Source organism: Flavobacterium calami, from assembly GCF_038290035.1.
GTDB classification, from domain to species: domain Bacteria; phylum Bacteroidota; class Bacteroidia; order Flavobacteriales; family Flavobacteriaceae; genus Flavobacterium; species Flavobacterium calami.
On the sequence record NZ_JBBYHS010000001.1, the window covers coordinates 176,733 to 189,508 of the forward strand.

The following is a 12,776-nucleotide window of genomic DNA, read 5'->3' on the forward strand; positions in this document are numbered from 1 at the left end:
CTGAGCGAAGCCGAATGGACTCAGCCTGGCAGTAGTTTTCAATTCAGGTTGATTTCCAGAAACTTTCATTTAGAATATATTTGTTATCCTTTACATTTTGATACTTCTTTTTAAACTCCGAAGGATTTAAATTGTAAAATTGCTGAAAGTGCTTCCTGAAATATTTTATATCTCCAAAACCGGCAATTGAAGCTGCTTCGCTTATCTGTAAATCTGTAGTGATTAATAATGTCGCTACTTTTCGCAATCGTACATTTCGGGTAAACTCCGAAACCGATTTTCCTGTGATTTTCTTGATTTTTTTATACACCAAAGAATAACTCATTCCTAATTGTTCTGACAAATCATTTACATTAAAATTCTCTACATCCAAATTCGCATCAATAATATCTACAATTTTATCAATCAGTTTTTTATCTTCGTCAGACAGCTTTAAAGTTGCAGACTTTTTTGTAACCGAATTCAGCATATAATTTTGTTCACTATCACGTCTGGCAAATATTCCGCTGATTCGGGCTAATAAATAGTCATTGTCAAATGGTTTAGTAATATAATCATCAGCACCTACTTCGGCACCTTTTAGTTTTACATCTTCTGAAGTTCCTCCTGTGAGCAGTATGACCGGAATATGTTTTAATTCTTCATCGGTTTTGATATGCTTGCAAAAAGCAACTCCGTTCATTTCTCCCATTACGACATCAGAAATAATCAGGTCCGGCATTACTTTTTTAATTACAGCTAAAGCCGCTTCTGCATTTTCAGCTACCGTAACATGATACTTTGGCGTTAATATTCGCTTTAAATAATTCCTGATCTGAACATTATCATCTACTACAAGAATGCTTTTTGCATCCTTAATCAAATCCTGAACATTTTCTGGTTCTTCGACATTTTGCAGTACATTTTTCTGAACCGTATCTTCAAAAGCCTCTTCCAGAAATAAAGTTCTGTCGCTCAGATCTTCTCGGATTTCAACATCCCCAAAATATTCTTTTCCCTGTAATAATTTAATTTCAAAAACAGATCCTCCATTTTCATTATCACGACAACTTACTTTTCCGTGATGCTGAGTGATAAACTGTTTTACCAGATAAAGACCGATTCCGAATCCTTTGCGGTTGTTTCTGATATTTTGATTGGACTGATAAAACAGATTAAAAATTTTGTCTTTATCTCCATCCGGAACTCCTTCTCCATTATCGATCACATTGATAATTACTTCATTTTCTGAACTTCGCAAACTAACGGTAACTGCTCCGTTTTCTTTTTCGGTAAATTTTAAAGCATTCGAAATCAAGTTAAACAATGCCATTTCGATTTTTTCCCGATCTACATAAACCATTATTTTTTCTTCGGAAATACTAAAACTATAATCGATTTTTTTGGTTTTGGCATGCTGTACAAAACAGCTAAAAACCTCTTTACACAATTCTACAATATCAATCTGACCAATTTTCAGTTTTCCGGTTTCGGTTTCAGTTTTTCGAAAAAGAAGCAACTGGTCTACCAGACTCAGTAATCTTCTCGAATTACTGTACACCATTTCTATTGCAGCCAGATCTATCTGTTGGTCTGTACCGTAAATTATTTCTTTTAACGGATTGATAATCATGGTCAAAGGCGACCTGAATTCATGTGAAATATTAGTAAAAAAGGTTAATTTTTTTTCATTCAGTTCCTTTTCCTGCTTCGCCAAATCCTGAGACAGCCTTACCTCATATTTTAGTTTTTCCTGCTGACGCTGGTATTTATCGACTACATAAATAATCAATCCGATAAGGAGAAAATAGACAAAATAAGCATAACCACACCTGTACCATGGCGGTAAAATAGTAACTGGCAACGAAATAGATTTTGTATTCCAGATTCCCTCAGCGTTGGTAGATTTAATTTTCAGCACATAATCGCCTTCTGTTATTTTGGAATAATTGGCATTTCGAATATTGTCCACATAATGCCATTGTGAATCCCAGCCTTCTAAAAAATATGCATAGGATATTTTTTCAGGCAAACTGTATTCTAATGCGGCAAATTCGATATTGAGCATCGATTCGTCATAAGGCAATTTTAATTTATCAATTCCGAAAACAGACAAACCTTCTTGGTCATAAACCTTATTGTTTACTTTTATAGATGTTATAATCAGCTTTGGAAAATCATGAAACTGGTTCGTTATTTTGGTATTGATAATATTAAAACCTTTTATTCCCCCAAATACAATTTCGCCCGTAGAAAGTTTAAGCGCAGCATTGTAATTAAACTGATTGCTTTGAAGTCCGTCCGCATCATGATAACTGGTTATTTTTCCGTTAGCTGCATTGTACACAAATATTCCGTTGTAGGTGCTGCACCAATAATTTCCCTGATTATCCTGTACAATATTTAAAACCGAGTTATTGGGAAGTTTGTTTCTCTGAGTCAAAAATCTGCTTTTGAAAGTCTGTGGATTAAAAAGCATCAAACCGCCGCCTTCTGTACCCACGAGCATTTTTGTGTCAGAATGTGAAACGATAGCACGTACCGGATATTTTACATCAATCTCTTTTCTCTTCATTGTTTTAAGATTGAGCTGATACAATTTCGTAAAATTTCCGATCCAAAGATTACCGTTTTTATCTTCTGTCATCGAAATGATTCCCCTTATTTTAGCATCTACAAAATCAAAATGATCCGTTGTTTCATTATAACGGTATAATCCTTCTTCATCAGGAGAAGCGGCCCATAAAACATTGTTTTTACTTCGAAAGAGTACCCAGATATTTTTTTGATTCCCATTTAGTTTAGGATTAAAAAGATTGTATTTTTTAAAGCTTCGGGTTTGGGAATTGAACAGACAAACCCCTCCTCCGTAAGTTCCAAACCAGGTTCCTTTTGTATCTTTTACAATTGCTGAAACGAAATTGTTCGATAACGAATTGGGGTTGTTGGCATCATAAGAATAATTGGTAAACGAATTATTCTTTCGGTTCCATAAACTTACGCCACCGCCGTCTGTACCTATCCATAGATTTTCATTGTCCTGTTCGGATAACGAAAGAATAAAATCACTTGGCAGCGTATTTTTTATTTTTTCGTTTTTGGAAACTGTTGTAAAAGGGCTTTTTCTTTCTTCGATTGTATTAACGCCTCCTCTCAAAGTTCCGATCCAGACACGATTTTTATTGTCTGAAAACAAAGAAGAAATAGCGTTACTGTTGAGTTTTTCTTCATTCAGGGCTGTACTTAATAACGAAAAAGTATCAGTTGTATAATTGTATTTTACAACACCGTTCCCATTCGTAGCAATCCACAATTCTTTTGCATCCGGTTTACACATCAAATCTGAAACAGGATATTGAATTTCCTGATTTTTATAAAGATGATGCGTTTTATTTAAGACATTGTACCGAAACAATCCTCCTTCTGCTCCGATCCAGACATTTGAAAATTTATCATATAAAATACAGCCACTCCCTAAAACAATCGGAAAAACGACCGAAAGTTTTTGTGCTGATGCATCCATAGTTACAAGCCCGACACCTGCAACACTGCACCATAATTTACCTGACTGATCAAAATCGATTTCCTGGACATGATAATCCCACTGCAATTTTCCTTTTACATAAAGTGGAATCTGAATGATTTTTGCTTGATTTCCTGCGTAGTAAAGCAAACCTTTACCCGCTGTAGCGATGTACATCTTTGATTGATAATCCCTGATTTGATTGACCACAAAATCAATCAGTTCATTTTTAGAAGTTTTCGCATCTGTATAACTTCTTGTTGTAAACTTGTTTTTTAGATAATCGTAAACACTGATGCCGCCTTTGGTACCAATCCAGATTTCATTTTGAGTACCACAAATACTGACAATCCTGTTATTAACTAACGAATTGGAATCATTAGGTTCATTTCTGAAACTTAAAAAATTATAGCCGTCATATCTGCTGATTCCGTCATACGTTCCAAACCACATTAATCCGCGTTTGTCTTTGTAAACAGAAGTCACAGCATTATTCGCAAGACCATTTTGGATTCCGATGTAACCAATATCATATTTTTCCTGTCCGTATTTTGGAATAGCAGTTTTTACAGCCTGTGGTTTAGCTGTAAAGCAAACTAAAAATAGTAAAAATAAAAGGGCTTTATTTCTCAAAATATTAGGTATAAGGGCTAAATATTGTTAAATCTAAGAAAATCAGAAAAACCTATGAACAATTCATAGGCTTTCTTTCTACACAAACATAAATAAAAACGTCAAATTATTTGATTAATGAAATGACATAAGAATAACTATATTTTTTATCCAATAAACGGTACGGATCATGAGGCAAACGTCCCCAGCTGTCATCACCACCCAGACCTCTTTGCTTGTAATCTACATGCAGGTAAACTGCTTCTTTTGAATCTAAATCCAAATCCGTTGGATGGCGCTGTGCCTTGTTTTTTCCCGGATCCAGATCTTCTGTCGAAATATTCAGCGCACTAAATCCAAGAGTCTGTAATCCTTCTATTTTTATACCCTGACCTTTATTGTTTTTTAAAGTCAGCCAGCGAACATCTGTTTTATAACCGCCTTCCTGAGGACGAATGTAATTACTTGTATACTGATTAATTACCTTATCTGAATATTCGCCAATAAACGAAGCCGAATTTCTATCAGAATAATTTTCCCATGGCCCTCTTCCATAATAACTCAGATTTTCATAAGAGCCGTCTAGTTTTGAACGCATTCCAAAACGAGGCAGTTCCGGCAGATTTTTGCCTTCCAAATCAATAGCAGCAGTCACTTTTATAGAGCCATCATTCTGAATCAGATAATTTACAGTGTATGGAACATCAATACCTGCTAATTTATACGACACTTTTACAAGTAAACCTTCTGAAGTATTTTTATCCAGCTGAGCACTTACAACTGTCGGATTTTTGGATGCTTCTTTCCAGATTACTAATTTATCCTGCATATTGCTTCCAAAATCATTATCTGTTGGGGCACGCCAGAAATAAGGTGTCGGGAAACTGGCAAAAATAGTATTATCAGCATTTTTTAAATTGTATTTCAGGATTTCTCCTTTTTGCAAATCAAATTCTCCTGCGATATTTTCTGTCTCAAAAGAAAGTACATTATTCTTAACCGTATGTTTCAGTTTAAATGTACTTTTTGCAATGCTGTTATTTTTAAAATAATAACCTTTTCCTACTGCAAACTGTTCTCTGGCAAATTCATGGCCTTTTGCAACCAAAGGCGCATCGTATTTTGAAACCGCATACACATTTAAAAAAGATTCTGAAGTTTCGTCAATAGAACCTAAATCTAAAGCAACCTTTTTAAGTTCTTCAGGAGCGGCATCTAAATCGAATTCTCCTGATTTTAGTTTTTCTCCGTTTTTAATCAGTTCCCATTTAAAAGTAAAATCAGAAAGATTAGTGAAATTAAAACGATTGACAACGGTTAATTCATTTGAGTTATTAAAACGAAAATCAATATTTTGATATACCTTTTTGATTTCATACAACGCAGGTTTTGGCGTTCTGTTTGAAAATATCACACCGTCTGCACAGCCATTTTCGTCATTTTGAAGTTTTTCAGCTCCTAAATCACCGCCGTAAGCCCAAAACGTTTTGCCTTCTGCATTTTTGGTTTTAATACCCTGATCCACCCAGTCCCAGATAAAACCACCCTGCATGTGTTTGCTGCTGTTAATGATATCCCAGTATTCCTGAAAATTTCCTCCGCTGTTTCCCATTGCGTGTGCATATTCACACATAATGTATGGGCGTTTTTTATCAGCAGCTGCATAACTTTTCATACTCTTAATTCCGGGATACATCGGGCATACAATATCTGTGTTTTTGTTTTCTCCGGCTTGTTCAAACTGAACCGGACGCGTTGAATCTACTTGTTTTAACCAATCGTAAGCATCATAGAAAACAGGACCGTTTCCACATTCATTTCCTAAAGACCAAATAATGATTGAAGGGTGATTTTTATCAGCTGCAAACATTCTTTTGATACGATCTAAATGTGCAGGCGCCCATTCCGGCAAATAAGCAGGATGCTTTTTCTGATCAAACCAATTTTGCCATTCAGCTCCCATTGCATGCGACTCTATATTGGCTTCATCCACAACATAGAACCCATATTCATCACATAATTCGTATAAATGCGGATCATGCGGATAATGACTCATTCGGATTGCATTGATATTGAATTCCTTCATTAACTTAAGATCTTTTAATGAAGTTTTTTCATTTGGAACATGCCCCGTTTCATCATCATGTTCATGAATATTCACGCCTTTAACCATAACCGCTTTTCCGTTGACCAACAATTGGGCGTTTTTGATTTCTACTTTTCTAAAACCTGTTCTCTTAGAAACAATTTCAAGCGTTTTACCTTTACTGTCTAATAATGTAATAGTATATCGATACAGATTTGGCGTTTCTGCATTCCATTGTTTTACATTTTCAATCGTACCAGCAAAACTGATTTTTTCCTCTTTGGCATTTACTTTTTTGCTTTCAGAATAAACCGTTTTTCCTTCTTTGTCAAATAATTCTACTTTAAGAGACGGATTTTTGATCGTATTCTTTTCGAAATGTTTTAAAGTGATATCTAAATTGAAAATTCCGTTTTTGTACAGATTGTCTAAATCACTTTTTACAAAATAATCCCAAATAGTAGTTTTTGGCATTGCCTGCAAATACACATCGCGTTCGATACCGCTTAACCTCCAGAAATCCTGATCTTCTAAATAACTTCCGTCATGCCAGCGGAAAACCTGAACCGCAATTAAGTTTTTACCTTTTTTTAAAAAAGAAGTAATATTAAATTCTGCCGGAGTTTTGGAAGCTTTGGTCATTCCGACTTCTTTTCCGTTCAGGAATATTTTAGCATAACCGGAAATTGAACCAAAATGAAGTATAATCTCCTTATCTTTCCACGAAGGTAAAACTTCAAAAGTTCTTCTGTAAGTAGCCACCGGATTATAATCGCCGTTTATAAAAGGAGGATTTTTAGGAAACGGATACGTAATATTCGTGTAAATTGGAATATCGTAGCCCTGCAATTCCCAGTTCGAAGGAACCTGAATATTTTTCCAGTCTGCATCATTCAGATTCATTGCATAAAAATCTGCAGCTCTTTGAGACGGATTCTGGACAATATTGAATTTCCAGCTTCCATTCAGACTCTGATACAATTCTGATTTTTGAGGATTATTACCTTTTAATTCGGTTTCGTTACTGAATAAAAGAAAGGAGCTCCTGCCCGCTTCTTTTCCCCTGTCAATTATCTGGGGATTTTCCCATTCATTATTCTGGGCATAATTATTTTGCAGGCTCAAAAACAAAGCAAGTGCTAATACAATTTTTTTCATTTAATAATTTTTACAAAATCAGATTTAAGATGTAATACTCCGCAATTTTATTCCAGATTCAGCTTGTTATAATTGTTTAGAAAAAGATAATTCCCTTTACATATAAAATAAAAAGAAGCTGAATCAGAAATAAGAACTTGTTTACAAATTTAGATAACGCCTCATAAGCCAGGAGGGGCATTACAGCAAAATAGAAGGGGTATATCTGTATTAGACAATCAAAATATACGTTTAAAAGGTGATTTTTGTATTATTCATCTTTTAAAATTTTAAAAAAGGCTCAAAATGGATTTATAAAAAAAACCAGTGAAATACTAACTTCACTGGTTTACTGATTTACTTTAAATTTTAATTCGTAGTTTATCTATCAGAACATAAACTGAAGGCGTGTCTGCAGGAAATTTGTAGCACCTTTTAAATCATACCGATTCAGGATTCCGTATCCATAAGCAAACTCAAGACGCAAATTGTTAGACATGTACCAATTGACCATAGGTGTTATCTTCCAGTATCTACCTCCGCTGATGAGTCCATCGTTTAAATCTAAACTTGAAAATCGTATCAGACCTTCTATTTCTCCAAGTCCGCCCTTAAAAACAGATTTTTCTATCGGAATAAAAGTAAAAATTCCGCCTACAGTATTATAAGGTCTTTTACCTCCCGTGAAAATATAAGTAGCAAGTAATTCTCCTCCGTTAAAAACTGGATTGTTTGTAGATGAGGAATTAAATGAATGCCAGTAGTATTCTGAACCAAATGTCCAGGAACCGTTAGTATAATATATTTCACCTCCAAAAATAGTTGACTGATTCGAAGAAAATGTACCTGTGTCAATCATAATCGGAGCCGGGTTTGATTCTGGTCTTGATTTAAGACGAATTGAATTATCAACAGGCTGACCTACCCTTAAATTACCTCCAATATGAAGCGTTGTATTCTTCTCGGCAGAATGTATAGGAAGCCAGGCCACCCTTGAAACAAACTGCCATTTATAGGTTGAGAACGATTGCCCTTTTGAAAGCCAGTCGGTGTACATACCAATATTCCAGACTATTCCCGGTTTTGGTAAATATCCAAGCCATTTTATACCATCTGCCAAAATAGGAACATGATCGATAGCCATTTGTCTTTCCATGTAAGGAAGTGAAAAACCGTTCATTACCTTGCTGAGCGAAATACCTTCTTTGGTTCGTCCTACAAATATATGGCCCCATATTTCTGGTGTTGCAACTGTAACTCCCGTTTCACGGACATACCAGGATGTCTCCTGAGAACCATCGTACATAAATGCTGCTTTCCAGCTTATCGCTCTTTTTGTTTTCAGCTGACCGCTTACCAAAAGTCTGAAATCACGAACGTCGAACGTATTTTTTAGTTCGCTGTTAAGCAAGTCTAACTGGGTTTCCATGCTTTCATTCGGGTTATACGCTGCATATTCAAGCAACATACCCATACCAAACTTAAAAGTAGAAAAGCGTGTATCCAGCATATTCCATGGTTTTTTCTGAGCACTGGTGCTATCTAAAACCAGTAAAGTTTCTCCTTCTGTACCATCAGGAATGGTTTCTTGTTTTTCCTGAGATATAGCGCCGAAAGGTAAAATTAGTAACAGAAAAAAAACTCTATAAATCCACAGATGGAAATTTATAGAGTTTATTATAGTTTGTTTGGTATTCAAAATATCAGTTTTTTAGATATTAATAATTTATGGTCTTTATTTTTGACCTGTCAAGCTTGCAGGATCAAGAAGTTTTTTGATCTGATCTTCTGTAAGCAGTTTTTTTTCGCGAATAAGTTCCAGAATTCCTTTATTGGTTTCAAGAGCTTCTTTAGCCAGTTCAGTTGTTTTTTCATACCCCAGTACAGGATTGAGAGCAGTTACAATACCCACACTTCTTTCCATATAATGATTTAATGTTGCTTCATTTGGAGTAATACCTTCGATACAGTTTTTTCTGAATAATGGTATCGCTTTAAAAAATAACCCTTGCGACTCCATCATCGCGATGGCTTCTACAGGTTCAAAAGCATTTAACTGCAATAAACCAGAATGCGCAGCAAGTGTAACGGTCAAATCATTTCCAATTACTTTGAAGCATACTTCATTCATTAATTCAGGCATTACAGGATTTACTTTACCCGGCATAATAGATGATCCCGGCTGAAGTGCAGGTAAATTGATTTCAAAAATTCCGGCACGTGGACCTGATGCAAGGAAAATAAGATCACTGCTTATTTTTGATAAAGCAATTGCTAAACTTTTAAGAGCCGAAGAATAAATTACAAATCCCTGCTGACTTGATGTTGCTGCAATAAGGTCTTTGCTTTTTACAATTGGTTTTCCTGTAATTTTTGCCAAATGAACAGCAACTTTTTCAGCATATCCCGGTGAGGCTGTAATCCCAGTACCAATAGCGGTTGCTCCCATGTTTTGTTCGCATAAAAAAGCTTCTGATTTACGTAAGGCAGCAATTTCTGCATCAAGCTGGTTTGCAAATGCGTGAAATTCCTGTCCCAGTGTCATTGGTACAGCATCCTGACCTTCTGTACGTCCCATTTTTAGGACATCTTTAAATTCATCTCCTTTTTTATGAAAAGCTTTGGCTAGTAAATCAGCCTCTTTTATCAGTTTATCATTGTGCAGTATCAAAGCAATTTTAATAGCTGTTGGATAAACATCATTTGTAGATTGCCCCATATTAAGGTCATCGTGAGGCTCTATGTATTGATATTCTCCTTTTTTATGTCCGCTAAGTTCCAGCGCTATATTGGCCAGAACCTCGTTAACGTTCATATTGGCAGAAGTTCCTGCTCCTCCCTGATACAAATCAACCAGAAACTGATCATGATATTTACCGTCTATTACGGCCTGACACGCTTTTTCTATGGCAGTCAGCCTCTCTTTTTTAAGTCTCCCTACATCTGCGTTGGCTCTTGCTGCAGCTAATTTAACTATGGCAAAAGCTTTTACATAATCAGGATAAAATTGAGTTGTCATTCCGCTAATCTGAAAATTTTCTAATGCACGGGCTGTCTGAACTCCATAATAGGCATTGTTCGGAATTTGTTTTTCACCTAAAAGATCTTTTTCTGTTCTGGTCTGGGAATAAAGTGAGCCAGCAAAGCATCCGCACAGGATTGCAACGTATTGTATTATTTTACACATAATTTTAATTTTTTAGGATTTTAATTATTTACTGAAATGATTTTATTTCTAATTAACTTATTATAAATGCTTTATATAATAATCTTAAACGAATAATTTTTAATTAGTTAATTTTAAATATTCTTGATTTTTATTCACTGATTGAAAAAGAAACTGGATTTATAGAAAAATTTATTCCATATTTTTTGTTATGTACCTTACGATTTCTTCTTCAAGCTCTTTGGTAAGGTTCTCATACTCTACTTTCAAATGAAAATTTTCCTGCATCATTTGCTTATGCTTTTCGATATTCAGTTTACTACAGCAATAATCATCACACATATTCTTAAAATCATCATCAACCAAATACAATATTTTGATAGATTCTTGATAAGTGTTAAGCTTTTCGCTGCATAATTTTTCTGGAATCGACATCTTAGATTACGTTTAGTTACAGATAATCAACCAAATGTAGTTAAGTCGTTGATAGCTTGTAAGTTAAAAACCGTTAAATTTAACCGTTAAATATCAGAAAAAACTTAGTATTAGTGTCTAATTCTTACAAAAAAGCAAACTTTATCATAATATATTAATAATTTTTTTTTAAATTTATGGTGATTCAAAATCTGCTCATTGTTCTCATTTAAAGCAACTTATATGGAAGCTGAAAAAAAAATTACGAATGAAGAAATTTTGACCGAACTGGAAACTGTTTTGAAATATAGTTCGCTAAAAAGTTCCCCAGTTTTAACCAATTTTTTAAGATATGTTGTGGAAGAAACTGTAAATGAAAACCAGCATTGTATTAAAGAATATTCAATAGCTGTTAATGTTCTCAACAGATCTTCTGATTTCAATTCTAACGATGACGCAGTAGTGCGAATCCACGCCGGAAGACTTCGCAGAGTTATGAATGAATATTATCTGACTCAGGGTCAGAATAATGTACTAATGATAGATATACCAAAAGGCAGTTATATTCCCACATTTATCAGACGTATAAACAACCGAATAGCAGAACCTTTGCAAAACAACAATACAAAACCACTCATTGCTATATTCCCATTCAAATCAATTATTCAGGATCAAAATTTGAGTATTGTAGCGGAAATGTTATGTGGAGAACTGAGTGCAGAACTTTCCCGCTTTGACGAAATTGCAGTTATTGGGAATTTTTCCAACGAAATGATTTCAAAAATCAATCAAAATGCGCTTGAAGCCGCAAATCTGATTGGAGCAGATTTTATTGTAACCGGAAATCTTAAAAAGAACGATCAGAAACTGCAGATTAGACTGAATTTACTAAATGCCTCAACTGGCGAATTTATACTTACAAAATCATTTGAATATGAGAGCCTTGAAGATTTTATAAAAATACAAAATGAAATCATCGAAAGTGTGGCATGCATAATTGGAGGCTATTATGGTGTTATTTTTAAAGAAATCATAAAAAGTGCATCTTTAAAAACTATCAATTCTGATATATGGAAAGGAATTTACAGCTACTACAAATACCAGTCCTCCTATTCGCTCGAAAATTGTTTGTCAGCTTTTACTAATTTAAAACAGGCGACAAAAAAACATCCCGATCATGCTTTGTTATGGGCTATGATGGGTGAATTTTATCTTGATGGTATTGCTTTTGCTATCGAAGATAATGAATTTGAAGAAGGATATCGATGCATAATGAAATCTCTTCAGATTGATCCAAATTGTCAGCATGTATGGCACGCATTAACATTCGCAAATTTGTTTAAAAAAGATTCTGAGGCTTGTCTGCACTCTGCTGAACAATGCATAAAGATAAATCCTAATGCATCCGGCTTAGTATCTGGTGTTGGCTGCATGTTAATTTTTGCCGGTTACTTTGATAAAGGCTATGCTATCATGAAAAATGCATTAGAAAAAAATCCAAACTGTCCATGGTGGATGAATATTGGGTTCTGCTACTATTACATTGCAAAAAAAGACTATACAGCTGCGCTTTACTGGGCAGAAAAAATGGATGCTGAAGAGACTTTCTGGGATCCTCTCCTTAAAGCAGTCACTTTATCTTTTACAAATCAGGATTCTAAAGCAAAAAAATATTTGACAAAATTAATTGAGCTGGAGCCAGAAATATCCCAAAAAATCAATTCAGCGCTTACAAGATGTATTCTCAGCGAAAATACAATTATGCAAATCATTGGAAGTTTGGACAAAATTGGTTTAAAAAGACTTGTTGTCCATAATTAATAACAAGGAAGTTTTAGATAGTCTGATTGTATTTTTCA

Annotated in this window: 6 protein-coding genes; 1 reads left to right on the forward strand and 5 read right to left on the reverse strand. The window is 34.7% G+C overall.

The genetic code is table 11. The features are described from left to right. Positions 1-43 precede the first annotated feature (43 nt). From AAEO57_RS00660 to AAEO57_RS00680, 5 genes are all read right to left on the reverse strand, one after another. Positions 44-4,135 carry a hybrid sensor histidine kinase/response regulator transcription factor gene (locus tag AAEO57_RS00660; protein WP_341688446.1) on the reverse strand — a complete coding sequence of 1,364 codons (4,092 nt, stop codon included), beginning with the start codon at positions 4,133-4,135 and terminating at the stop codon, positions 44-46. 106 nt (positions 4,136-4,241) lie between these two features. Continuing rightward, complete coding sequence (gene lacZ, locus AAEO57_RS00665) at positions 4,242-7,358, reverse strand: beta-galactosidase, LacZ type (protein WP_341688448.1); 3,117 nt, start codon at positions 7,356-7,358, stop codon at positions 4,242-4,244. 367 nt (positions 7,359-7,725) lie between these two features. After that, positions 7,726-9,036, reverse strand: a complete 1,311-nt coding sequence (locus AAEO57_RS00670; RefSeq protein ID WP_341688450.1) for an OprO/OprP family phosphate-selective porin — start codon at positions 9,034-9,036, stop codon at positions 7,726-7,728. A 36-nt stretch (positions 9,037-9,072) separates the two neighbouring features. Next, positions 9,073-10,524, reverse strand: coding sequence for an aspartate ammonia-lyase (locus AAEO57_RS00675; protein ID WP_341688452.1), 1,452 nt, complete (start codon positions 10,522-10,524; stop codon positions 9,073-9,075). 171 nt (positions 10,525-10,695) lie between these two features. Beyond that, the gene (locus AAEO57_RS00680; protein WP_341688455.1) at positions 10,696-10,938 is read right to left on the reverse strand and encodes a hypothetical protein; all 243 of its coding nucleotides are present in this window, start codon (positions 10,936-10,938) and stop codon (positions 10,696-10,698) included. Positions 10,939-11,160: 222 nt separating this feature from the next. On the opposite strand from AAEO57_RS00680, the gene AAEO57_RS00685 reads away from it, so the two are divergent. Continuing rightward, complete coding sequence (locus AAEO57_RS00685; protein ID WP_341688457.1) at positions 11,161-12,738, forward strand: hypothetical protein; 1,578 nt, start codon at positions 11,161-11,163, stop codon at positions 12,736-12,738. Positions 12,739-12,776 lie beyond the last annotated feature (38 nt).

What these genes read in the sequence shown, in the direction of transcription:
- AAEO57_RS00680 (WP_341688455.1), bottom strand. Translation starts at nt 10,938, where the DNA reads ATGTCGATTCCAGAAAAATTATGCAGCGAAAAGCTTAACACTTATCAA.
- AAEO57_RS00685 (WP_341688457.1), top strand. Translation starts at nt 11,161, where the DNA reads ATGGAAGCTGAAAAAAAAATTACGAATGAAGAAATTTTGACCGAACTG.
- AAEO57_RS00675 (WP_341688452.1), bottom strand. Translation starts at nt 10,524, where the DNA reads ATGTGTAAAATAATACAATACGTTGCAATCCTGTGCGGATGCTTTGCT.
- lacZ (WP_341688448.1), bottom strand. Translation starts at nt 7,358, where the DNA reads ATGAAAAAAATTGTATTAGCACTTGCTTTGTTTTTGAGCCTGCAAAAT.